We start from the raw sequence: 20976 nt of genomic DNA on the forward strand, positions 1-20976 counted from the left end.
CATCCTCACGGTCCAGCGTCAGATCATCCGCGAAGTGCCGGTCACCGGTGGCGTCGGGCACATACTTCACACAGACAACGATCCTCAAGCTCACGTCGGCTCTCCTACTGCATCGTCATTTCTGGGCTGCCTTGATGCACGCAGCATAGGCGCCTGATGGGGCGAATTCCGGTCGGGGCGACCGACGCTCCAAGCGAAATATTACTCGCCAGTACACCCAGTACGTTACCCATAAGCAAGCGCTTTGCACTGTGACCTAGCCGACGCCCGGTTCCCGCGCGCCACCTGGGAACTCTCAGTCGCGCAACGCCGTGAAACGACCCTGATGGTAGAGAAGCGGGCGGCCGCCCCCGGCCGGATCGCCGACGACGGCCTCCGCGATCACGATCCGGTGGTCCCCCGCCGGGATGCGCGCCACCACGCGGCAGACCAACCACGCAAGCACTCCGTCGAGCACCGGGACACCTTCCGGCCCACTGCGCCAATGGGTGGACGGACCGAACCGGTCGGCGCCGCTGCGCGCGAATGTGGCGGCCAGCTCCTGCTGGTGCTCGCCCAGTATGTGTACGCCGATGTGCTCGGCCTCCGCCACGACCGGCCAACTGGAGGACGAGGTCCCCACGCCGAAGGAGATGAGCGGCGGCTCGGCGGCGACGGAGTTGAGGGAGGTCGCGGTGAAGCCGACCGGCCGGTCACCGGCGGCGGTGATCACCGCGACACCGGCGGCGTGCTGCCGGAAGACGGAGCGCAGGAGGTCAGGGGAAGCCGTGCGGGCACCGGAGAGCTCGGGCGAAGCCGTCATGGAGATGTCCTTCTGCGAGGGAGGCATACGGGGCGTGGGTGCTCAGGCGCCCGGACAGCGCGCACTCGCGGTGCGGGCGAGGTCCACGTGGACCCGGCCGTAAAGAAGGAGGTTCGGCGGCATAACGTCAGACTGACGATGCGTGGTCGGTACAGTCAAGAGGGTTCCGCAATGTGGGAGATGCATCACGGTCTGTCACATCGCGTGCCCCAGCGCGGCGACAACATCGACGGTGCGGGGCTGCCCGGCCGCTCGGCGGACGATCCGGCCGGTCGCGTCGAGAACCAGCACCGTCGGCGTGCGGCTGATGTCGAGTTCGCGCACCAGAGTGAGATGCGCCTCGGCGTCGATTTCGACATGCGCGACGCCGTCGACCATTGCGGCCACCTCGCCGAGGGTGCGACGGGTGGCCCGGCAGGGCTGGCAGAAGGCGCTGGAAAACTGCACGAGAGTCGCCCGCTCCCCCAATTCCGCGCCGAGTTGGGCCACATCCAGCCTGTTCGCGCGCGTCTGCCCGCCCACCATCCGCCTCCTGTCAGAGCCTTTCGCAAAGGGTCAGCACCGCCGGTCACGGAGTCATTCCCGCCGACCCCACGTGACGAGAATCTCGCGCCCCGCGCCCGCCGAGACTGGCCACCGCGACGGACATGGGGCACGATCGGCGCAATGCCGAAAACCTACGGCTGCGTAACTTCCGCCGGGAGAACCCTCCTCAGGCGCTGAAGAAGGGTCTTCTCCAGATGGCAGAACTCGTCTATCGGCCGGTCATCGGCGCCGCTCGCACCATGTTCAAGGCGTTGGACCTGAAGATCGACACTCAGGGTTCGGACCACATCCCGAAGACCGGCGGTGCGGTACTGGTCAGCAACCACATCAGCTATCTCGACTTCATCTTCACCGGGCTCGCGGCGCTCCCGCAGAAGCGGCTGGTCCGCTTCATGGCGAAGGAATCGGTCTTCCGGCACAAGGTCTCCGGTCCGCTGATGCGCGGCATGAAGCACATCCCGGTCGACCGGAAGCAGGGCGAGAACGCGTATGCCCACGCGCTGGCCTCACTGCGCTCCGGCGAGATCATCGGCGTCTTCCCCGAGGCGACCATTTCGCAGTCGTTCACGCTGAAGAGCTTCAAGTCGGGCGCGGCCCGGCTGGCCCAGGAGGCCGGCGTACCGCTGATCCCGATTGCCCTGTGGGGCACGCAACGGATCTGGACCAAGGGACGGCCGCGCAACCTCAAGCGCAGCCACATCCCGGTGACGATCCGGGTGGGTGCGCCGGTGGAGGCCCCCACCGACCAGTACGCGGGTGCGATCACCCGACGCCTGCGAGAAGGCGTGCAGGAGCTCCTCGAAGCGGCGCAGCGCGCCTACCCGGTGCGGCCGAGGGACGCGAGCGACACCTGGTGGGTGCCCGCGCATCTCGGCGGTACGGCTCCGACGCCCGCCGAGGTGCGCGGGACCATCTGACCGGACCCGTTCACCACCACGGCTGAAACGTCACTCCGGGGTGCGGACGGTAATCCGCCCCCCGGGGCTCAGCTTCTCCAGCGACTCGACGAGTTCGGCGCCTGCGGCTTCGAGCTCGCGGATCGTCATCGGAGTGAGGCCCTCCAGGAGGAACACGGCGTTGACCGATTCCTCGGTGAGCCGGGTGCGTACGCCCTGCCTCCAGTTCCAGCGGCGGCAGGTAACGCCCTCGTCGTCGCACCAGACGACTTCGCCGGGCTCCGGGTGCTCCACACCCTCCTCGCCACCCGCGACCGTGAGGAAGGGTTCCCGGCCCGTGGCGCGTACGAGGCGCATCGCACCCTTGATGCGGTCGGTGTCCTCACCGCCGACCGGGATCAGATGGGCGACGCTGATCGCGTTGTAGGCATCGACCAGCAGATTGATCCGCGGCAGTCCGGCCTCGGTGAGGGCACGCTTGGCGAGCGCCTCGGCGGAGTTGCGGGTGCGGGACGGCTTGGCACCGAAGGCGGCGTACGCGTCCCGCCAGGCGGCGACGTGGGGGTCGTCGTGCGGGGCCCTGCCGTCTAGCCGTTCGACGAGCCGTCGGGCGGCATCGTCCAGCAGGGCCGAACTGTCCTCATTGCTCGGCCCGTTGACCAGCCCGCGTGCCTCGACGGCGAGGTGGGTGAAGCCGGGCGCGAGGGTGCGTACGTCGTCGGAAACGGTGAGCGTCAGGGTCATCTGCTGCCTTGCCTCGGGACGGGTCAGAGCGCGGTCGGGAGCGTGCGCCACAGGTGTGTGCGGTCTTCGGCAGTCTGCAGGGCACGGAGAACCGCCGGATGTGGTTCCGCATAGAGTACTGGATAGTCCACTCCATTGGACTCCGGCCCGATGGGCCAGGCCAGCCGCTCCTCGCCGACCGAGAACTGGGCGTCGACGCCGCGCTTGTTGCCGCGCGGGTCCTGGCGGTCCCAGCGGTCACGGCCCGGCAGGCGCACGGCGATCAGCCCGTGCAGGACGTCCGGATTCCCGTTCTCGTCGTCGAAGCCCTGGTAGCAGAGGGCTGTCGGGATGCCTGCCGCGCGTAGCAGGGCCGCCAGCGCATGGGACTTGGAATGACAGATGCCGTTACGGGTGGCGAGGACGTCCGAGGCGCGCCAGGTGACCCTCAGATCACCCGAGTCGACGGAGTGCGGAATGGTGTCGCGGACGAACTCATAGGCCGCGAGCGCGTATGAGTATGCGTCGGGGGTGTCGACGCGAAGGCGTTCGACGGTCTGCTGCACGCGCGGATGCTCATGGTCGATGGCCGCATCGGCGGCGAGATAGGCGGCCATATCCGGGGATTGCTGCGTCAGCTCCATGCATGCAGAGCGTACGGAAGCGACCGGCCGGAAAGCAATGACTTTCCGGCCGGTCGCATATTCATGCGCAGCGTGCTACTTGGCGATCTCTTCCTTCAGCGCGAGGACGAACGCGTCCACGTCGTCCTCCGTGGTGTCGAAGGAGCACATCCAGCGCACATCGCCGGCGGCCTCGTCCCAGAAGTAGAAACGGAAGCGCTTCTGGAGCCGCTCGCTCACGTCGTGCGGCAGACGCGCGAAGACGGCGTTGGCCTGGACCGGGTAGAGGATCTCCACGCCGTCCACCGCCCGGACACCCTCCGCAAGCCGCTGGGCCATGGCGTTGGCATGCCGGGCGTTGCGCAGCCACAGGTCACCGGCGAGCAGCGCCTCCAGCTGCACCGACACGAAGCGCATCTTCGATGCGAGCTGCATCGACAGCTTGCGCAGATGCTTCATGGCCCGTACGGCGTCGGGATTCAGGACGACGACGGCCTCACCGAAAAGCGCACCGTTCTTGGTGCCGCCGAACGAGAGGACGTCGACGCCGGCCTCGCTGGTGAACGTTCGCACAGGGACGCCCAGCGACGCCGCGGCGTTGGCGATCCGCGCGCCGTCGAGGTGAACCTTCATGCCGCGCTCGTGGGAGTGCTCGCAGATGGCACGGATCTCATCGGGCGTGTAGACGGTGCCGAGCTCGGTGTTCTGGGTGATCGACACGACCTGGGGCATGGCGCGGTGCTCGTCGTCCCAGCCGTACGCCTGCCGGTCGATGAGCTCGGGGGTGAGCTTGCCGTCCGGAGTCGGCACGGTGAGCAGCTTGAGGCCGCCCACGCGCTCCGGCGCGCCGCCCTCGTCCACGTTGATGTGCGCGGACTCGGCGCAGATGACCGCGCCCCAGCGATCGGTCATCGCCTGCAGCGAGACGACATTCGCCCCGGTGCCGTTGAAGACCGGATACGCCTCGGCGGTGGGGCCGAAGTGCCCCTTGACGATCTGCTGGAGGTTCGCGGTGTAGTCGTCCTCGCCGTAGGCGATCTGGTGACCGCCGTTGGCGAGGGCGATGGCCGCGAGGATCTCCGGGTGGGCGCCCGCGTAGTTGTCACTGGCGAATCCGCGTATCTGCGGATCGTGGTGACGTCGCGCGTCGGTCCTTATGGTTGCGGGGTCAGCCACAGACGCTTTCCGTTCACTTCGGAGGCGGGCTTGGACCAGACGCCGGCGATGGCCTCGGCCAGCTCCTTGACGTCGGTGAAGCCCGCGAACTTCGCATTCGGGCGCTCGGCGCGCATCGCGTCGTGCACCAGTGCCTTGACGATCAGGATCGCAGCTGCCGCCTTCGGCCCTTCCTCGCCCCCCGCCTTGCGGAAGGCGTCGGCGAGCGCGAGGGTCCAGGCCTCGGCGGCCGCCTTCGACGCGGCGTAGGCGGCATTGCCCTCGGTGGGCTTGCTCGCGCCGGCCGCGCTGGTCAGCAGATAGCGGCCGCGGTCGCTGCGCTGGAGCCCTTCCTGGAAGGCCAGCGAGGTGTGCTGAACCGTGCGGATCAGCAGCTTCTCCAGGAGATCCCAGTCGGCGAGGTCGGTCTCGGCGAAGGTGGCGCTGCCGCGCCAGCCGCCCACCAGGTGGACCAGGCCGTCGATCCGGCCGAACTCCTTCTCGGTCTTGTCCGCCCATTCCCGGGCGGCGGCGAGGTCGAGCAGATCGACGGTGTCGCCGGTGACGGTGGCGCCGCCGTGGGCGTACCGTGCTGCGTCGACGGCCTCCGCCAGGCGGGTGGCGTCCGCGTCCGAGGCGACGACGATCGCGCCGGCCTCGGCGAGCTTGAGCAGCGTCGCCCGGCCGGCCGGTCCGGCGGCTCCGGCAACGGCGATCACCGCGCCTTCCAACGCGCCGTTCCCCTTGCCCGTGCCGTTTGCGTTCATGGCCACTGCCTCCTTGGAACGAGCGCTCACGCGGCTGCCTGCTCGGCGTCCGCCGCGGTGATCCCCTTGGTGGAGGCGATCACATTCTTCAGCTTCTTGGCAAGCGCCTCATAGAACATGCTCAGCGGAAACTCGTCCGGAAGCACGTCGTCCACGAGCTTGCGGGGCGGCTGCGAGAGGTCCAAGGCGCCCGGACCCTTGGCCCAGACGGAGCCGGGGTGCGGGGCAAGGTAGGTCGAGACCAGCTCGTACGCGGCGAACCAGTGGACCAGCTTGGGGCGGTCGATGCCGTCGCGGTAGAGCTTCTCGATCTCGCCGCAGAGCTGATTGGTGACCTGCGGGGCCCGGTCCCAGTCGATCTTCAGGGTGTTGTCGGTCCAGCGGATCACATCGTGCTTGTGGAGGTAGGCGAAGAGCAGCTGGCCGCCGAGACCGTCGTAGTTGCGGACCCGCTCGCCGGTGACCGGGAAGCGGAACATCCGGTCGAACAGCACGGCGTACTGCACGTCACGGCCCTGCGCGAAGCCGTCGGCCTCCAGCTTCACGGCCTCCTTGAAGGCGGTGAGGTCGCAGCGCAGCTCCTCCAGTCCGTACATCCAGAACGGCTGGCGCTGCTTGATCATGAACGGGTCGAACGGCAGGTCGCCGTGGCTGTGGGTGCGGTCGTGGACCATGTCCCAGAGCACGAATGCCTGCTCGCAGCGCTGCTGGTCGCCGACCATCTCGCGGATGTCCTCGGGCAGCTCCACGCCGAGGAGCTCGACGGAGGCCTCGGTGACGCGGCGGAAGCGGGCGGCCTCACGGTCGCAGAAGATGCCGCCCCAGCTGAAGCGCTCGGGGGCCTCGCGCACGGCGATCGTCTCCGGGAAGAGCACCGCGGAATTGGTGTCGTAACCGGAGGTGAAGCCCTCGAAGGTGATGCCGCAGAAGAGCGGGTTGTCGTAGCGGGTGGCTTCGAGCTCGGCGAGCCATTCGGGCCAGACCATCCGCAGGACGACCGCTTCGAGATTGCGGTCCGGGTTGCCGTTCTGCGTGTACATCGCGAAGACGACGAGGTGCTGCAGACCGTCGGTGCGGTTCTTGGCGGGCTGGAAGGCGAGCAGCGAGTCCAGGAAGTCCGGCACACCGAAGCCGTCCGCCGCCCAACGGCGCAGGTCCATGACGAGGGCGCGGTGGTACGCGGCATCGTGCGGGAGCAACGGGGAAAGCTCTTCGATCGCGGCGATCACGCGTTCCAGCGTCGCCAGGACGGTGTCGGGCGAGGGGGCTCCGTCGGCGTCGAAGTCGATCGAACCGTCCTTCGACTGCCAGGGCCGGATCTCCTCCACGGCATCCCTGAGCGCAGGCCAGGCAGGCTGCTCGACCACCCGCTGGGCAGTAGCTATCGCGCCGACCTCGGCGTCGTGCACAAGAATTTCCGTCATCACACTTCCTCCACGGGAGAACCTCGCGTCAAGCAACCGTATCCATGTGTGGTTCTTCGAGACAAGTGAGCATCAGGAAATTATCCTGCGGACCCCCGCAGTCACCGCGATTCTTCCTGTCGCATTCCGATAGTGCGACTCCTTCCGTCGGTTCCGGGGGTTACCGAACCGCCGACTCGGGCGTTCAGGCCGCGCGCGGCGCGCCCACGTACGAGTGACACAGCTCGCCGGGCACCGGCGCTACCGGTAGGACGGGTGTCATCCGCCCCCTCCCACCCGTCCGGAGGCCGCCGCATGAGTATCCGTACCGTCCTTGTCACAGCCGTCATCACCGGATTCCTGCTCGGTGTCGCCGACGTCCAGGGACACGGGGCCACTCACCCGCGCGTGACCGGCTCTCTCCCGGGTCCGGGCCACTAGGCTGCCGAGTTGCCGTAAGCCGAGTGCCGAAGCGCCGCGTGGGCAGGAGCAGCACGCGGGGAGACGCCGTCGACGGAAGCGAGATTGCCTTGACTTTTCTCACCATCGGTCATCGCGGGGTGATGGGTGTCGAGCCGGAGAACACCCTGCGGTCGTTCGTCCACGCCGAGCAGGCCGGCATGGACGCCATCGAACTGGACCTTCATCTGAGCAAGGACGGCGCACTCGCCGTCATGCACGACGCCGAAGTCGACCGGACGACCGACGGCACCGGCTCGGTCGCCGAGAAAACCCTGGCCGAGCTGCGGGAACTCGATGCCGGGCAGGGCGAACGGGTGCCCGTCTTCGAGGAGGTGCTCGATGCCGTGCGCTCCCCCTTGCAGGCGGAGATCAAGGATGCGGCCGCAGCCCGGGCACTGGCCGAGGTGATGCGGCGGCGCGATCTCGTCGACCGGGTCGAGGTGTCCTCGTTCCACGACGAGGCGGTCGCCGAGATCGCTCAACTGGTGCCGGGAGTACGGACCGTGCTCATCGCCAGCCGATGGAGGAGCGATGTGGTGGACCGGGCGAAGGCGGTGGGCGCGGCGACGCTCGCGCTGAACATCCGCCGCCTCACCCTGGAGGTCGTCGAGCAGGCGCACGCCGAGGGAGTGAAGGTCATCGGCTGGGTGGTGAACACCCAGGATCATCTGCGTCTGGTGCGCGCACTGGGGCTGGACGGCGCGACCACCGATTTCCCGGAGATCCGCCGCGCCGGCCGCTTCACCGCGTAGGTGGGGGGAGGGCCAGGGCGTTACTGAAGGGCGTTGGGGCTAGGACGTGTTTCGAAAGTCCCGCCTGCCAGGCGACGCCCGGCCCGCCCTACGGGCGGACGACGCCACTTTCGAAACACGCCCTAGCCCTCTTTCAGCTCCTTGATCAGCAGCTCGAAGGCGAGATCGTCGCGCTGCGGGACGCCGAAGCGCTCGTCGCCGTAGGGGAACGGGCTCAGCTCTCCCGTACGGCGGTAGCCGCGGCGCTCGTACCAGGCGATCAGTTCCTCACGCACCGAGATCACGGTCATGTGCATCTCGGTGGCGCCCCAGCTCTCCCGGACGGTGCGTTCGGCCTCGGCGATGATCAGCTTGCCGAGGCCACCCCCCTGCAGCTCGGGGCGGACCGCGAACATCCCGAAGTAGGCGGCTTCCCCGCGGTGTTCGAGCTGACAGCAGGCGATCAGTTCGCTGTCCCGCTCCACCACGAGCAGCCGGCTGCCGGGCGCCTCGACCACCGCGCGGACCCCGTCGGGGTCGGTCCGCTGCCCCTGCAGGATGTCGGCCTCGGTGGTCCACCCCGCGCGGCTCGAGTCGCCCCGGTAAGCCGATTCGATCAGCGTCACGAGCGCGGGCACATCGGCGTCCGCCGCGTCGCGGAAGGTCAGCTGTCCCGAGTCGCGGGGCGGGGCAGTGTCCATGGTGAGGCTCTCCGTTTCTCTGGTGGGCCGTGCCGCAGCAGCGTAACCCGCTGGTCCGCGCCTAATGTCTCGACCATGGTGCATGTGCTGAGCAGTCGGGTTCTGTTGAGCCCTACCGACCCCGAGCAGTCACGGACGTTCTATGGAGAGTCCCTCGGGCTGCCGGTGTACCGGGAGTTCGGTACCGGCCCCGAGCGCGGGACGGTGTACTTCCTGGGCGGCGGCTTCCTGGAGGTCTCCGGGCGCTCCGTCGCGCCGCCCCCGCCCGGGCTGCGGCTGTGGCTGCAGGTCGCGGACGTCCGGGCGGCGTACGAGGAGCTGTCGGCCCGGGGCGTCAAGGTGGAACGGCAGCCGGTGCGCGAGCCGTGGGGGCTCGTCGAGATGTGGATCTCCGATCCGGACGGGCTGCGGATCGCCGTCGTCGAAGTGCCGGAGGACCATCCGCTGCGCTATCGGCCCTGAGGGCAGTGACCCGCGACGGCGCACAACTGGCCACGTCCTTCTGCGGGTTTCCTTCACGCGCTCCCCTCGTACATCAGTGCGCCGCGTACGACCTGCCGGGCCGGGGCATCGACTAGTCGACACCGACGTCGTACGTCCTGGGGAGGTGCGCTGTGCACGGACCGGCGATGTCCGACTGGCTGCTGATGGCGTTGTGCGGGGCCACGGGCGCGTACTGCCTGCTGCGGATGCGCAGCGGGATGGAGGAGGAGCGCAGAACGGCCCGCGCCGAGGCGGTCATGGGCTTCGGCATGGCCGCGATGGCGGCGCCCGCCGCGGTCTTCCCGCCGCCCGTGTGGGGATGGGCTGTGTATGTGGTGCTGTTCGGCGGGGCCGCGTTGCGCGCCCTCTGGTTCGCCCGCCGCAAGGGGCACCATCTGCACCATCTGGTCGGCTCACTGGCGATGGTCTACATGGCGTTGGTGATGGCGCCGGGCAGCGGCGCGGCCGCACACGGTGCGGGCGGTGCACAGAGTGCGCACCTCGGACATCAGATGGCGCAGGTCTCCGGTGGAGTGCCGCTGCTGACGGGGATGCTGCTGGTCTATTACGCGGCCTATGTGCTGCGGTCCGGGACGCGGCTGATTCCGGTCGCCTCCGCGGGTCCCGCCGAGGGGCCGGCGGGAGGCGGCTGGGGCGCCCGGCCGGAGCTGGCACTGGCCTGCCGGCTGACGATGGGGATCGCCATGTTCGCGATGCTGCTCGCACTGTGAGACAGCGGGTGCGGTCGATCGTGGCGTACATCACTTGCCGAGCGCAGCCATACCCGCGGGTACCGTGCCGCTCATAGGCTGACGCCATGTTGGTCTCCCTCGTGCTGCTGCTGCTCGGTGCACTGGCCGCCGTCGTGACCCCGCGGCTGATGGCGCGGGCCGAGTGGCCCGAGCGCGAACCCGTGGTGGCGTTGTGGGTGTGGCAGTGCGTGGTGGCCGGGGTACTGCTGTCCTTCGGGCTCTCCATGACGTTCAGCGCGGCCGCAGCCTGGCAGGCAGTGCGCGGGCAGGTGTTCGCACACGCACCGCACTCCGTGGTGGAGGCGTACGCGCTGGGCGCGTACGGGCCGTGGTCCGCCGTCATGGCCGTTCTGCTGGCACTGGGTGGTATCTGGAGCGCGGCAATGCTGACGCGGGAGATCCGCCGGGCGCAGGTGCGGCGCAGCCGGCGCCGGGCCGAACTGCTGGTCCGTTCCCCGTTGATGCCCGGCGAGGAGCCCGGCAACAGTCGGCTCGTGGTGCTGGAGGGTGAGCGCCCCGACGCCTGGTGGCTGCCCGGAGCGGCACCTCAACTCGTCATCACCACTGCGGCACTTGGACGACTGAAAGGCCGTCAGCTGGATGCTGTGCTGGCTCATGAACAGGGGCACGCGCAGGCGCGGCACGACTGGCTGCTGCACTGCTCCGCAGCGCTGGCGAACGGGTTCCCCCAGGTACCGGTGTTCGCCGCCTTCCGCGACGAGATGCACCGGCTCGTCGAACTGGCAGCGGACGATGTGGCGTCACGGCGCTTCGGGCGGCTGACGATCGCTCTCGCCCTGGTCGAACTGAACGAGGACCGGGGCGTGTTCGGCCCCTGCCCGACACCGGACGCGGAGCTGCCACTGCGTGTGAACCGGCTGCTGTCTCCTGTCGAGCGGCTCACCGCGGGGCGGCGGCTGCGGCTGACCGCGGCGGCCGCCCTGGTGCCGGTGGTCCCGCTTCTGGTGGCCTTCGTGCCGGGACTCAGCGCGCTGGGATAGCCGGTGTCGTGGTCCGTCCGCAAGGATTACCCCATGCACTCCCCAGCCCCGCCCCCGCCCCTCTCCCCGCCGGAGCGCTCGCCTGCTCTCGGAGCCGGCATCGGATGCGGGTCCCTCGCCCTGGTGCTGCTGATCCTGGTCGCCCTGCGCTGGTCCCCGCTGCTGTCGCTGGACCGTACGGTCGCCGACGCGCTGCACCGGCGGGCGGTGGCGGAGCCCGGCCTCGTGCACATCAACCGGATCCTCACCGACTGGGTGTGGGACCCCTGGACAATGCGCACCCTGATCGCGGTCGCCGTGGTGTGGCTGTGGTGGCGCGGCGCCCGGATGCTCGCGGGGTGGGTGGCGGCGACGAGCCTGTTCGCCACTCTGCTGCAGCAGGGGCTGAAGTCCGCGGTCGGCCGGGAGCGTCCTCAGTGGCCGAACCCGGTGGACTCGGCCCACTACGCGGCGTTCCCGTCCGGTCACGCCATGACGGCGGTGGTGAGCTGTGGTCTGCTGCTGTGGCTGCTGCACCGGCACGGCGTCCGGCGGCGGGTGTGGCACGCCGCGCTCGCGGTGGCGTGGGTATCGGTGATCGGTGTGGGGGTGACGCGGCTCTATCTGGGGGTGCACTGGATGACCGATGTGCTGGGGGGCTGGCTGCTGGGTGCGGCGGTGGTCGCGTTCTCGATCGCCGTGTTCGCCCGGTACGAGGGACGGGAACGGGCGGCCTTGCCGCACCGCTCCTGAACGCGCGAGGATCGAACCCATGATGATCAAGGGTGTGCTCTTCGACTTCTCCGGGACCCTCTTCCGTATCGAACCAGTCCGGTCGTGGCTTGCGGCGGTCCTCGCAGATCGGAACATCACCGTGGCCGATGCCGACTTCGAGCGGTACGTGGCGGACCTGACGGCCGCCGGGGCGTTGCCGGGCGGCCCGAATCCGCAGCGCGTTCCCGACAGGCTTGCCGCGGCGTGGGCCACGCGCGACGCGAGTACCGAACGGCACCGTGAGGCGTACATGGGGCTGGCCCGCCAGGTCGCCCTGCCGGATCCGGGGTTGTACGAGGCGCTCTACGACCGGCACATGTCGCCGGCGGCGTGGCGGCCGTACCCGGACGCGGCGGAGGTGCTGGGGGCGCTGCGTGCCGCCGGGACCCGGGTCTGCGTGGTCAGCAACGTCGGCTGGGACCTGCGGCCGATCTTCCGCGCGCATGGTCTCGACGCCCTGGTCGACGCCTATGTCCTGTCGTACGAGCACGGGATCCAGAAGCCGGACCCACATCTTTTTCACACCGCCTGCACACTTATCGGCCAGGATCCGAAGGATGTGGTGATGGTGGGTGACGACCGACACGCGGATGGCGGAGCGGCCGCGCTGGGGTGTGACGTGCGCTTCGTCGACCATCTGCCGGTGGAGGAACGGCCGGGCGGGCTACGGGCACTCGGGCTCGTTCCGTGATCCCACGGAGGGACATGCGAGAGATGTCCCTGACGCCCAATGGGTCCGATTGTCACACCGTGGCCTTAGCCTGGTGGCATGTCCCCTTCTCCCCGCTCATCCGATTCCGTGCGCTCCGCCGCAGTGGTGAATGAAGAGATTCGCGACCTGTGGCAGCGTTCCGGCGGATGCCTGTCCCCGGACGACGAGGAGGAGTACCAGCGACTCCTTGTGGAGTGGGCCGCGGTGACCGGCGGGAGCGCGAGGTCTGCCGCGTAAGCGGTACGGGGCGGCGTGCCGCTCCCCGTCCGGCCTGTGCGGCACCCTCCGGAGGCCTGACTTCTCCCCCGGTCGACCTGGCCCGTCGGGCATCGGTCGGGGCCGCGTTGATGAGGGACGGCATGAACCGGTCAACGCAGGGGTTCAGCAGGTGCCCGCCCGGCGCATCGGGCCATGAGGCCGTGCACCGCGCCAGGCTGCGACTGCTCGCCGTGTCCCGCCGGGCGAGGAACCGCCCGGCGGGAACGCGCCGTGAACGCACGGGTCCGGCGATACCCGCACAGCCGGATCAGTTGTCGAAGTACTCCGGCTGCGTCTGCACATTGAGCTCCGGCATCCGCACGCGCTTCGCCGGGTCGGTCCGCCGGTCGTCGAGCCTCAGGACGTCGAAGCCCTTGGCGATGTCGTTGGAGTAGATGTATCCGTTGTAGTAGTACGCCGACCAGGGGCCGGCCGTGGTGACGGCGTTCAGATTGACGGGACCGCGCTCGAAGAACGCGATCTCCTTGGGCGCCGAGGAGTCGGTGAAGTCCCATACCGAGACTCCGCCCTGGTACCAGGCCTGGACCATCAGGTCGCGGCCCTTGACCGGGATGATCGAACCGTTGTGGGCGACGCAGACCTCGGTGGCGGCCTGCGGGCGGTCGATCTTGAAGTAGCTGCGGAAGACAAGCTTGCGCTGGTCTCCCTTGCCGACGATGTCGTAGATGCCGTCGGCGCCGCGCTTCGGCCCGATCTCCTTGTTGCAGGTGGCCGCGCCACCTCCGCCGAGCTCATCGGTGAAGACGACCTTGTCCGCCTTCTGGTTGAACGTCGCCGAGTGCCAGAACGCGAAGTTCACATTGTCCTGAACCCGGTCGATGATCTTCGGGTTCTCCGGGTCCTTGATGGAGAACAGCAGGCCGTCCCCCATGCAGGCACCGGCGGCCAGGTCCTTCGACGGCAGCACCGTGATGTCGTGGCAGCCGCTCGTCTTCGAGACCCCGGGGTTGGTGGGCGCGCCCGGGTTGCCGCCGTCCGGGAAGAGCACCGGGAAGTTCACGACCGCGGCCTTCTCGGGAGCCTTGCGCGGCACCTTGATGATGGAGATCCCGTCGTGCGGCGGCTGGCAGTCCGGGAACGCCTCGCTCGGCGAGTACGAGGAGACGTATATGTATACGTTGCTGCCGTCCGGAACCAGCGTGTGGGTGTGCGAGCCGCAGGCGGTCTCGACGGCGGCGACGTACTTCGGGTTGCGCTTGTCGCTGATGTCGAAGATCTTCATGCCCTCCCAGGAGGACTTCTCCGTGGCGGGCTGGGTGGTGCTGGCGCACGAGTTGTCGTTGCGTGAGGAGTCGGTGGACAGGAACAGCAGGTTCCCGGAGACCGAGACGTCGTTCTGGGATCCCGGGCAGAGCACCTGGGTGACGGTCTGCGGGGAACTCGGGTTGCTGATGTCGTAGATCCGGAAGCCGTCGTAATTTCCGGCGAATGCGTACTTCCCCTGGAAGGCCAGGTCCGTGTTGAGACTCTTGAGTGCGTCCTTCGGGACGTTGGCCAGCGGGGTGATGTTGTCGCTGTGGACGATCTCGTCCACACCGGGTATCTCGCCGTCCTCGATGGCGGCCGTGGCGGCAGCCTCCTGGCTTGCGGAGACACCGGTGCGAGTGGCGGGTGAATCACCGGGGCCGGGCGTTGCGGCGGCCGATCCGGCCGTCAGCAGAGTGGCGAAGAGTCCGGCGGCGGCTGCCGCCACACCCAGACGTCTGCGCCGCACTTGCGTGGTGTGCAACGAAGTCACTGCGTCCTCCCCTGTACCAAAGCGTGGCTGAACGGTTGACTGACCCCGGCAGTATCGTCCTTCCCGCGGGTATCCCAACAGATGGCAACAGGAACGTAATGAAGTGACCGACCCCTGAGGCGGTGGATGTGCGCCAATTGATCCGCTACGACCTCATGTGGCAGTGGAGGAAGCCTTGTTGATTTACCGTCAGGTCGCTCATGTGCACAGATCTGCAGTCATCGCTGCCGTAGCGGCAGCCGTACTCTCCCTCGCCGCGTGCGATGCGGGCGGTGACGGCCATGAGACCAAAGCGCGTGCAGGAGGCGGTCCTTCGGTCATAGCACCGGGGAAGCCGGGAGAGCCCGCGCAGACCCTGTCCGTCGAGGAAGCCGCGAAGGCTGCCGGGAAGGACACCCCCAACTCGGCCGATTTCTGCTACATACAGATGATGATCCAGCACCACGCCCAGGCACTGGAGTTGACCGCCCTGGTGCCGTCCCGTTCCTCGTCCACCCCGGTCAAGCGACTTGCCGAGCGCATCTCCGCGGCGCAGAAACCGGAGATCGGCGCCATGGAGGGATGGCTCACGCACAACGGCGGCGAGAAACACTCGGGCGGTCACGACCACGCCGGGATGCCCGGCATGGCGACGGAGGCGCAGCTGAAGGAGTTGCGGGCGGCCGAGGGCAAGGCCTTCGACAAGCTGTTCCTGCAGCTGATGATCACCCACCACCAGGGAGCGATCACGATGGCGACCGAGGCGCTCTCGGAGGGCAACAACGTTCAGGTCGAAGAGATGGCGGACGATGTCGTCGCCCAGCAGACGGTCGAGATCGACCGGATGCGCGCCCTGTCCTCCTGACGCGCCGTGCGGCCGCACCTCTCCCCTGCTCCACCGACCGGTGGGATGCTGGAGTCACCCTTCCGGGAAGAGGTGCACCGTGCTCCGTGTCGCCGTCGTCGGCTCCGGACCCAGTGGGGTCTACACCGCCCAGTCTCTGGTCGAGCAGTCCCGGGTGCCCGATGTCCGGGTGGACGTGCTGGACCGGCTGCCCTGCCCGTACGGCCTCGTGCGGTACGGCGTCGCCCCCGACCACGAGAAGATCAAGTCGCTGCAGAACAGTCTGCGGACCGTCCTGGAGCACGAGCGGATCACCTTTCTCGGCCATGTCCAGGTGGGCGAGGACGGGCTGCCACCCGAACGGCTGAGCGAGCTTTACCACGCGGTGGTCTACTGCGTCGGGGCGGCGACCGACCGCGGTCTCGGCATTCCCGGCGAGGATCTGCCCGGCAGCCACTCGGCGACCGAGTTCGTCTCCTGGTACAGCGCACACCCCGATGCCGCTGCCAACAGCTTTGCGCTGCAGGCCCGTTCGGCCGTGGTGATCGGGGTCGGCAATGTGGCGGTCGACGTGGCGCGGATCCTCTCGCGCGGCGCCGAGGAACTGCGGCCCACCGATGTGCCCCACCCGGCGCTCGGCGCGCTGGCCGGCAGCCGGGTGCGTGAGGTGCACATGGCGGGCAGGCGGGGACCGTCGCAGGCCAGGTTCACCACCAAGGAGCTGCGCGAGCTGGGCGGGCTGCCGGGGGCGCGGGTCATGGTGGACGGGGCGGAGCTGGCCCGCGATCCGGTGTACGCCCCCGTCGGGGCGCCGGCGGATTCACCGGTGCCGCTGACGGCGGTGGTGCGGCGCAATATCGAGGTGCTGCGCGGGTGGGCCGAGGCCGGTGTCCCTGCCACCGGGCCGGACCCGATGCGCACGATCCACCTGCGGTTCTTCCTGCGTCCCGTCGAGCTCCTCGAACAGGACGGGCGGGTCGCCGGGGTCCGGTTCGCACGTACCGCGCCGGACGGCAGCGGAGGCGTACAAGACACCGGTGCGTACGAGGAGATCGACGCCCAGCTCGTCCTGCGGGCCGTCGGCTATCGCGGGCTGCCGCTGCCCGGTCTGCCGTTCGATCCGGTCCGCGGTACCGTGCCCCACCTGGCAGGGCGGGTGCTGCGTGACGGCGTGCCGTCACCCGGGGAGTATGTCGCGGGGTGGATCAAGCGGGGGCCGACCGGAGTGATCGGCTCGAACCGGCCGTGCGCGAAGGAGACGGTCGCGTCGCTGCTGGACGATGCTCCGCTGCTCGAGGGGCGGCCGTCGGCCTCCGATCCGGTGGCCGCGCTGCGGGCATGGGGGCTACGGCCGGTGGAATGGGACGGCTGGCTGTCGATCGAGCGGGCCGAGGCGGCCCTCGGGCAGTCGCTCGGCCGAGGGCCGGTGAAGATCCCGGACTGGGCAGGGCTCCTGCAGGCCGCACACAGCGACCGTCACTGAACCGCTGCCGGATGGTGTCAGTCTTCGCCGAGCCGGTCCGCCTGCCGGTTCGCGGCGGCGAGAATCGCGTCGAGCAGCCCCGGGAAGAGCGTGTCCAGATCTTCGCGGCGGAGCCCGTTCATCTTGGCGGTGCCCCGGTAGGTCTGACTGACGATGCCGCTCTCGCGCAGCACCCGGAAGTGGTGCGTGGTCGTGGACTTGGACACCGGCAGTTCGATACGGGAGCAGGTGAGCTCGTCCTCTGCGGCGGCCAGCTCACGGACCACCCGCAGCCGCATCGGGTCGGACAACGCGTGGAGCACCGCCTCGATACGGATCTCCTCGCGGGCGGGGTGGGCGAGTACACGGGCGCCGCCGTCCGAGGCGGCGGCGCTGGTGGCGGTCACAGTGACTCCCCTGACATCGTTTCGAACGGATACCTCATCGTACGAGACCCATCGTACTTTGCCGCACGGCTGAGGCGTCAGGACAGCTTCCGCCCTGTACAACACCCAGTGCGGCTGTCACCCCCTGACACGAGTTTCACGACGGCGAGCACGCGGTTGCGGTCCGGAAGCCGGTCAGCCGCTGAGCAGGTCCGGCCTCGCGGTCACCGAGGCAAGATATCCGGCCGGGTCGGCGATCGCCTTGCGGGCCGCCAGGTCGAGCATGCCTGCCACGCCCGTCACCTCCGCCGCGACCGTGCCGTCCTGGACGTCACCGCCGACGCCCGGGCTCAGGCCTTGCGCGCCCGTAGACGGCGCAACATACGGGGGTCCTCGAAGCCGACCGAGCGGGCGGCGGCGTCGACCGTGGCGCCGTGGCTGATGAGGTGTTCGGCGCGTTCGAGGCGGAGGGTCTGCTGGTAGCGGAGTGGGGTGAGGCCTCCGGTTGCACGGGTGAAGAGGCGGGTGAGGGTGCGTTCGCTGACGCCCACGGCCGCGGCCTGGGCGGACAGGGGCAGTGGCTGATCGAAGCGGGCGTCGAGCAGGTCCTGGGCGCGGTGCACGGTGTCGTCGAGGTGGGAGCGATACCGGAGCATCGCGCCGGCCTGCGGTTCGTGGCCGTTGCGGCGGGCGTAGACGACCATGTCGCGTGCCACCTGCGCGGCGAGGGCGGGACCGTGACGGGTGGCGATCAGGTGCAGGGCCAGGTCGATACCGCTGGCGATACCGGCCGAGGTGACCACTCGGTCGTCCGCCGTGTACAGGACGTCCCGGACGACCGCCGCCTCGGGGTGGCGCCTGGCCAGTTCGTCCTGGACGTCGTGGTGGGTGGTGCAGCGGCGGCCGTCGAGCAGCCCAGCCTGGCCCAGCGCCTCGGCTCCGGCACAGACGCTGGCGACGGTGCCGCCCCTGGCGTGGTGGTCCCGGAGGGCCTGCAGGGCCGCGTCCCCGACGGCGGGGCTGTCGGCCAGGGTGAGCGCCCGCCAGCCCGGGACGACGATCAGGTCGTCGGGGCCGAGGTCGGGCCAGTCCAGCCGGGCGACCAGCGGCAGGCCCTGGGCGGTGGGGACCTGCGGCTGCTCGGCGATGTAGCTGAGGGTGTACGGGTGCCCGAAGTCCGCGGCCGTGGAGAAGACCTGTGCGGGGCCGGCCAGGTCCAGCAGATGGACTCCAGGCACCAGGAAGAAAGCAATGCGGCTCACGATCCGGTCATCATGCCTTAAGACCGCCCGGCACATAGGGGGTGGGAGAAGGAGCGGGGCTGGGTGCAGCTGCAAGGCGGAGGAGGGAGGCAACGCGAAGGGGGCCCCTCCCATGCCTTTCGGGCCCTGGGGGAGTTGTTGACCGACGACAACGCCGCCGGGCGCCGCCCATCGGCACGCGACGCCGCCCCATCTATGTGCGCGGCCTCTAAGCCGCGGCCGCGGCCTCCAGCTGCTCGACGGTGGCGATGGTGGCGAAGCGTCCGGCGAGGGCGTACTCAGTACGCCTGATGATCTCCTCCGCGCTCAGGGTGCGGGGGTCCGACAGCATGTCGGCGATGCTCCGGTCGGCGGGGGCGTCGCGGTGCGGGATGGGGTTGGTCGCCGTGGCGTTGGTGACGAAGGTGACCCGGTAGCCGAGGTCACTCGCGACGCGGGTGGTGGTCTCCACGCACTGCTCGGTGCGGATGCCGCAGACGGTGAGCTCCTGGATGCCGCGCTGGGTGAGGAGTTGCTGCAGGCTGGTGGTGGTGAAGGCGTTGTGCGAGGTCTTGTGGAGCATCAGTTCGCCGTCCTGGCGGTCCAGTTCCTCCATCAGCCGGACGTGGCCCAGGGCAGGGTCGAAGACATCGCCGCTGCCGGGCTCACTGTGCAGCACCCACACCACCAGGTCCCCGGCCTGACGGGCGAGCCGGACCAGTCGGCCCACCTGGTGGGCGATCTTCGGGTCGGAGATGGTCTCCCACAGGGGGTGGGCGCGGAAGGACTCCTGGACATCGATGACGATCAGTGCTCGATTCATGTCCTGAAGTCTGTCCGGCGCGGCCGGGGTGGCGACAGGCCGCATCAGGTCCGGGTGCGGACCGATCCGGTCAGCGCACTCAGTCGTCCGTGACCGGCGGATGATGCGTCCTGTCCGCCCACTTCGTCGGATCGCCGCGGACGTTTCCCCAGTGGTACTCATGGGTGAAGCTCGTGGGGATGATCTCGGCCCGGGTGGACAGCGCACGTACTGAGACCGACCGGCACATGGGGGGTGGGAGCAGGAGCGCCTGCGGCCGGGCGGACCGCAGGGCTCGGGGCGGCGTGGGTCAGTGGCGGCGCTTGCCTTTGGGCTTGGTGCGGCCACGGGCGCGGGCCGCGTTGAGCCGTCCCAGCTGCGCTGACTTGGCGCGCAGCGGTCCCTGCGCAAACCGTCGGAGCTGCTCGAGTCCGGTGTGGTCCGGGTGGCCTGAGGTGAGGGCGGCCCGGATCACATCCTCGGCCTGGCTCAGCCCGCCGGACAGCACGGCGTCGAGGAAAGCGGCCTCTCCACCGGTCTCCAACAGTAGGAGTAGGCTCTCCGCGACCATGAGGTGCGCTTCGGCCTCGGTCAGCTCGTCAGGGGCAAGGCTGTCGCAAACGGTGAGGACGCCGAGCGCGGTCGGCGCCAGTTCCGGGTCCGCGCGCAGGGAGTGCAGAAGTTTCTCGCCGTCTCCTCCGGGCAGCGCTGTGGCCAGGGTGTCGAGCATCGCGGCGGCGCGTGTGCGGAACGGCGCCTGCCGTACCGCCTGCAGAAGTTGGCCGCGGGAGGCTGCGGAACCGCCGTGGGCGGTGGTCCAGGCAGCGAGTTCGGCGCGGGCGCTGTCGGGGTCGTAGTGCTCGGCCAGTACGCCGAGCAGCCCGGCGGCGGGGGCGTGCGTGAGTTCGCCGACGAGCGGCGTGCTGCGTCCCTCCGCGAGGAGGCGCTGCCGTACGGCATGCGTACCGAGGTCGGTGAGGCGGATCAACTCCACGGGTCTGTCGGCCAGTTCGGCGCGCAGCCGCAGCAGTGCGCGCAGCCCGCCCGGCGTGTCCGCCAAAGGCTCGCCCGGCAGCCGGGTCAGTGTCCGCGGCAGCCAGTCCAGCAGGAACCCCTTCCACATGCCGCACCTGCCACATGCCCAGCCGGCCGTCCACCGTCCCACGGTGCCGGTACTCGAGTGCCGACTCCACGACGATCGGGTCCGCCTCGCCCCCGCCCTGAGTGCGGCTCCAGTCCGCGACGCGGTGGGCGAGTTGCTCGCGGGCGGCAGAGAACGCTTCTTCGTTGTCGGGCGGGCTCGAAGAACATACGCATGGACGGGACGACCTCACCTCAATGGACCTGCAACCGCCCCCACGTTACCCAGCCGCCCCCGCACCACGGCATGGCTCCGCCCTGCGGAATCGGTCCGGCACAAGCCTCCGGCTTCAGCGGTGCCCGGCCCGCAGCCACTCTCCGGGCCGTCCGCGCCTGCGTGGTACGGCTGGTGTGGCGGCATGATCTGGATCTCGACGGTCCACAACTCCCCGCACCGGATGAGGTGATCATGGAGCTCCCGTGTCACGTGCTCGCCGCCCGTGTCCCGCAGCAGCACCGACTCCTCGATGATGAAGCTGAACGAGGTCGGCGGCTTGCGGGTCAGCAGTTTCTGCCGGTCCAGTCGCGCCGCGATGCGCTCCGCGACCTCGTCCTCCGTGGGCGGGGGCGGGAGTACTCTGGGAGTTGGTTCCGG

At 69.4% G+C, this 20976-nt stretch carries 25 protein-coding genes and 2 pseudogenes; 11 read left to right on the forward strand and 16 right to left on the reverse strand.

Annotated features, from left to right (window positions below; all coding sequences use genetic code 11):
* The 4 genes and pseudogenes from AB0N06_RS13835 to AB0N06_RS13850 all read right to left on the reverse strand — a co-directional run.
* Nucleotides 1-94, reverse strand: a pseudogene (locus AB0N06_RS13835) (electron transfer flavoprotein subunit beta); the annotation flags it as partial.
* A 201-nt stretch (nt 95-295) separates the two neighbouring features.
* Entirely contained in the window at nt 296-802 is a 507-nt protein-coding gene (locus tag AB0N06_RS13840; protein ID WP_366134895.1) for a flavin reductase family protein, read from the reverse strand.
* 42 nt (nt 803-844) lie between these two features.
* The gene (locus AB0N06_RS13845) at nt 845-988 is read right to left on the reverse strand and encodes a putative leader peptide (RefSeq protein ID WP_366134985.1); all 144 of its coding nucleotides are present in this window, start codon (nt 986-988) and stop codon (nt 845-847) included.
* 9 nt (nt 989-997) lie between these two features.
* Nucleotides 998-1327 (reverse strand): thioredoxin family protein, encoded by a 330-nt coding sequence (locus AB0N06_RS13850; protein WP_366134896.1) that lies wholly within the window; start codon nt 1325-1327, stop codon nt 998-1000.
* A gap of 215 nt (nt 1328-1542) precedes the next feature.
* On the opposite strand from AB0N06_RS13850, the gene AB0N06_RS13855 reads away from it, so the two are divergent.
* On the forward strand, nt 1543-2265 hold the full coding sequence (locus AB0N06_RS13855; RefSeq protein ID WP_366134986.1) for a lysophospholipid acyltransferase family protein: 723 nt from the start codon (nt 1543-1545) through the stop codon (nt 2263-2265).
* 30 nt (nt 2266-2295) lie between these two features.
* Here the strand turns inward: AB0N06_RS13855 and AB0N06_RS13860 are convergent, their stop codons facing one another.
* The 5 genes from AB0N06_RS13860 to AB0N06_RS13880 form a co-directional block, all read right to left on the reverse strand.
* Complete coding sequence (locus AB0N06_RS13860) at nt 2296-2988, reverse strand: phenylalanine--tRNA ligase beta subunit-related protein (RefSeq protein ID WP_366134897.1); 693 nt, start codon at nt 2986-2988, stop codon at nt 2296-2298.
* Between the two features lie 23 nt (nt 2989-3011).
* Nucleotides 3012-3611: a transglutaminase family protein gene (locus tag AB0N06_RS13865; protein WP_366134898.1), complete on the reverse strand. Its 600-nt coding sequence runs from the start codon at nt 3609-3611 to the stop codon at nt 3012-3014.
* Between the two features lie 75 nt (nt 3612-3686).
* On the reverse strand, nt 3687-4748 hold the full coding sequence (locus tag AB0N06_RS13870) for a low specificity L-threonine aldolase (protein WP_366134987.1): 1062 nt from the start codon (nt 4746-4748) through the stop codon (nt 3687-3689).
* Complete coding sequence (locus AB0N06_RS13875) at nt 4745-5512, reverse strand: SDR family NAD(P)-dependent oxidoreductase (protein WP_366134899.1); 768 nt, start codon at nt 5510-5512, stop codon at nt 4745-4747. Before AB0N06_RS13875 ends, AB0N06_RS13870 begins: the two co-directional genes overlap by 4 nt.
* 26 nt (nt 5513-5538) lie before the next feature.
* Entirely contained in the window at nt 5539-6936 is a 1398-nt protein-coding gene (locus AB0N06_RS13880) for a DUF6421 family protein (RefSeq protein ID WP_366134900.1), read from the reverse strand.
* A 294-nt stretch (nt 6937-7230) separates the two neighbouring features.
* Here AB0N06_RS13880 and AB0N06_RS13885 point away from each other — a divergent pair, with 294 nt between their 5' ends.
* Together AB0N06_RS13885 and AB0N06_RS13890 are read left to right on the forward strand one after the other, a co-directional pair.
* Entirely contained in the window at nt 7231-7356 is a 126-nt protein-coding gene (locus tag AB0N06_RS13885) for a hypothetical protein (RefSeq protein ID WP_366134901.1), read from the forward strand.
* Between the two features lie 122 nt (nt 7357-7478).
* Nucleotides 7479-8129 (forward strand): glycerophosphodiester phosphodiesterase family protein, encoded by a 651-nt coding sequence (locus AB0N06_RS13890; RefSeq protein ID WP_366134988.1) that lies wholly within the window; start codon nt 7479-7481, stop codon nt 8127-8129.
* Nucleotides 8130-8251: 122 nt separating this feature from the next.
* Here the strand turns inward: AB0N06_RS13890 and AB0N06_RS13895 are convergent, their stop codons facing one another.
* Nucleotides 8252-8809: a GNAT family N-acetyltransferase gene (locus tag AB0N06_RS13895; RefSeq protein WP_366134902.1), complete on the reverse strand. Its 558-nt coding sequence runs from the start codon at nt 8807-8809 to the stop codon at nt 8252-8254.
* 75 nt (nt 8810-8884) lie between these two features.
* Between AB0N06_RS13895 and AB0N06_RS13900 the strand changes: the two genes are divergently transcribed.
* The 6 genes from AB0N06_RS13900 to AB0N06_RS13925 all read left to right on the forward strand — a co-directional run bounded on the left by AB0N06_RS13900 (nt 8885) and on the right by AB0N06_RS13925 (nt 12747).
* Nucleotides 8885-9271, forward strand: a complete 387-nt coding sequence (locus AB0N06_RS13900; protein WP_366134903.1) for a VOC family protein — start codon at nt 8885-8887, stop codon at nt 9269-9271.
* A gap of 152 nt (nt 9272-9423) precedes the next feature.
* Complete coding sequence (locus tag AB0N06_RS13905; RefSeq protein ID WP_366134904.1) at nt 9424-10023, forward strand: DUF5134 domain-containing protein; 600 nt, start codon at nt 9424-9426, stop codon at nt 10021-10023.
* A gap of 86 nt (nt 10024-10109) precedes the next feature.
* A complete protein-coding gene (locus tag AB0N06_RS13910; RefSeq protein ID WP_366134905.1) occupies nt 10110-11045 on the forward strand; it encodes a M56 family metallopeptidase in 936 nt (311 codons plus the stop codon).
* A 33-nt stretch (nt 11046-11078) separates the two neighbouring features.
* Nucleotides 11079-11777, forward strand: a complete 699-nt coding sequence (locus tag AB0N06_RS13915) for a phosphatase PAP2 family protein (protein WP_366134906.1) — start codon at nt 11079-11081, stop codon at nt 11775-11777.
* A gap of 19 nt (nt 11778-11796) precedes the next feature.
* Nucleotides 11797-12489 carry an HAD family hydrolase gene (locus AB0N06_RS13920; protein ID WP_366134907.1) on the forward strand — a complete coding sequence of 231 codons (693 nt, stop codon included), beginning with the start codon at nt 11797-11799 and terminating at the stop codon, nt 12487-12489.
* A gap of 78 nt (nt 12490-12567) precedes the next feature.
* On the forward strand, nt 12568-12747 hold the full coding sequence (locus AB0N06_RS13925; protein ID WP_366134908.1) for a hypothetical protein: 180 nt from the start codon (nt 12568-12570) through the stop codon (nt 12745-12747).
* A gap of 289 nt (nt 12748-13036) precedes the next feature.
* Here AB0N06_RS13925 and AB0N06_RS13930 read toward each other — a convergent pair whose 3' ends face one another.
* Entirely contained in the window at nt 13037-14527 is a 1491-nt protein-coding gene (locus AB0N06_RS13930; RefSeq protein WP_366134909.1) for a hypothetical protein, read from the reverse strand.
* A gap of 157 nt (nt 14528-14684) precedes the next feature.
* On the opposite strand from AB0N06_RS13930, the gene AB0N06_RS13935 reads away from it, so the two are divergent.
* The gene (locus AB0N06_RS13935) at nt 14685-15371 is read left to right on the forward strand and encodes a DUF305 domain-containing protein (protein ID WP_366134910.1); all 687 of its coding nucleotides are present in this window, start codon (nt 14685-14687) and stop codon (nt 15369-15371) included.
* Nucleotides 15372-15450: 79 nt separating this feature from the next.
* Nucleotides 15451-16833: an FAD-dependent oxidoreductase gene (locus AB0N06_RS13940; protein ID WP_366134911.1), complete on the forward strand. Its 1383-nt coding sequence runs from the start codon at nt 15451-15453 to the stop codon at nt 16831-16833.
* Between the two features lie 17 nt (nt 16834-16850).
* Here the strand turns inward: AB0N06_RS13940 and AB0N06_RS13945 are convergent, their stop codons facing one another.
* The 5 genes and pseudogenes from AB0N06_RS13945 to AB0N06_RS13965 all read right to left on the reverse strand — a co-directional run.
* On the reverse strand, nt 16851-17219 hold the full coding sequence (locus AB0N06_RS13945) for a helix-turn-helix domain-containing protein (RefSeq protein WP_366134912.1): 369 nt from the start codon (nt 17217-17219) through the stop codon (nt 16851-16853).
* Between the two features lie 329 nt (nt 17220-17548).
* Nucleotides 17549-18460 carry a DJ-1/PfpI family protein gene (locus AB0N06_RS13950; RefSeq protein ID WP_366134913.1) on the reverse strand — a complete coding sequence of 304 codons (912 nt, stop codon included), beginning with the start codon at nt 18458-18460 and terminating at the stop codon, nt 17549-17551.
* A 208-nt stretch (nt 18461-18668) separates the two neighbouring features.
* Nucleotides 18669-19262, reverse strand: coding sequence for an isochorismatase family protein (locus AB0N06_RS13955; protein WP_366134914.1), 594 nt, complete (start codon nt 19260-19262; stop codon nt 18669-18671).
* Between the two features lie 289 nt (nt 19263-19551).
* The gene (locus AB0N06_RS13960; protein ID WP_366134915.1) at nt 19552-20364 is read right to left on the reverse strand and encodes a hypothetical protein; all 813 of its coding nucleotides are present in this window, start codon (nt 20362-20364) and stop codon (nt 19552-19554) included.
* Nucleotides 20365-20571: 207 nt separating this feature from the next.
* Nucleotides 20572-20934: pseudogene (locus AB0N06_RS13965) on the reverse strand (Scr1 family TA system antitoxin-like transcriptional regulator); the annotation flags it as partial.
* Nucleotides 20935-20976 lie beyond the last annotated feature (42 nt).

Source organism: Streptomyces sp. NPDC051020, from assembly GCF_040683105.1.
Lineage (GTDB): Bacteria > Actinomycetota > Actinomycetes > Streptomycetales > Streptomycetaceae > Streptomyces.

Bases quoted from the DNA above. Each gene is read 5' to 3' on its own strand.
- AB0N06_RS13840 (WP_366134895.1), bottom strand. From the start codon at position 802: ATGACGGCTTCGCCCGAGCTCTCCGGTGCCCGCACGGCTTCCCCTGAC.
- AB0N06_RS13845 (WP_366134985.1), bottom strand. From the start codon at position 988: ATGCATCTCCCACATTGCGGAACCCTCTTGACTGTACCGACCACGCAT.
- AB0N06_RS13850 (WP_366134896.1), bottom strand. From the start codon at position 1,327: ATGGTGGGCGGGCAGACGCGCGCGAACAGGCTGGATGTGGCCCAACTC.
- AB0N06_RS13855 (WP_366134986.1), top strand. From the start codon at position 1,543: ATGGCAGAACTCGTCTATCGGCCGGTCATCGGCGCCGCTCGCACCATG.
- AB0N06_RS13860 (WP_366134897.1), bottom strand. From the start codon at position 2,988: ATGACCCTGACGCTCACCGTTTCCGACGACGTACGCACCCTCGCGCCC.
- AB0N06_RS13865 (WP_366134898.1), bottom strand. From the start codon at position 3,611: ATGGAGCTGACGCAGCAATCCCCGGATATGGCCGCCTATCTCGCCGCC.
- AB0N06_RS13875 (WP_366134899.1), bottom strand. From the start codon at position 5,512: ATGAACGCAAACGGCACGGGCAAGGGGAACGGCGCGTTGGAAGGCGCG.
- AB0N06_RS13880 (WP_366134900.1), bottom strand. From the start codon at position 6,936: ATGACGGAAATTCTTGTGCACGACGCCGAGGTCGGCGCGATAGCTACT.
- AB0N06_RS13885 (WP_366134901.1), top strand. From the start codon at position 7,231: ATGAGTATCCGTACCGTCCTTGTCACAGCCGTCATCACCGGATTCCTG.
- AB0N06_RS13890 (WP_366134988.1), top strand. From the start codon at position 7,479: ATGGGTGTCGAGCCGGAGAACACCCTGCGGTCGTTCGTCCACGCCGAG.
- AB0N06_RS13895 (WP_366134902.1), bottom strand. From the start codon at position 8,809: ATGGACACTGCCCCGCCCCGCGACTCGGGACAGCTGACCTTCCGCGAC.
- AB0N06_RS13900 (WP_366134903.1), top strand. From the start codon at position 8,885: ATGGTGCATGTGCTGAGCAGTCGGGTTCTGTTGAGCCCTACCGACCCC.
- AB0N06_RS13910 (WP_366134905.1), top strand. From the start codon at position 10,110: ATGTTGGTCTCCCTCGTGCTGCTGCTGCTCGGTGCACTGGCCGCCGTC.
- AB0N06_RS13915 (WP_366134906.1), top strand. From the start codon at position 11,079: ATGCACTCCCCAGCCCCGCCCCCGCCCCTCTCCCCGCCGGAGCGCTCG.
- AB0N06_RS13920 (WP_366134907.1), top strand. From the start codon at position 11,797: ATGATGATCAAGGGTGTGCTCTTCGACTTCTCCGGGACCCTCTTCCGT.
- AB0N06_RS13925 (WP_366134908.1), top strand. From the start codon at position 12,568: ATGTCCCCTTCTCCCCGCTCATCCGATTCCGTGCGCTCCGCCGCAGTG.
- AB0N06_RS13955 (WP_366134914.1), bottom strand. From the start codon at position 19,262: ATGAATCGAGCACTGATCGTCATCGATGTCCAGGAGTCCTTCCGCGCC.
- AB0N06_RS13960 (WP_366134915.1), bottom strand. From the start codon at position 20,364: ATGTGGAAGGGGTTCCTGCTGGACTGGCTGCCGCGGACACTGACCCGG.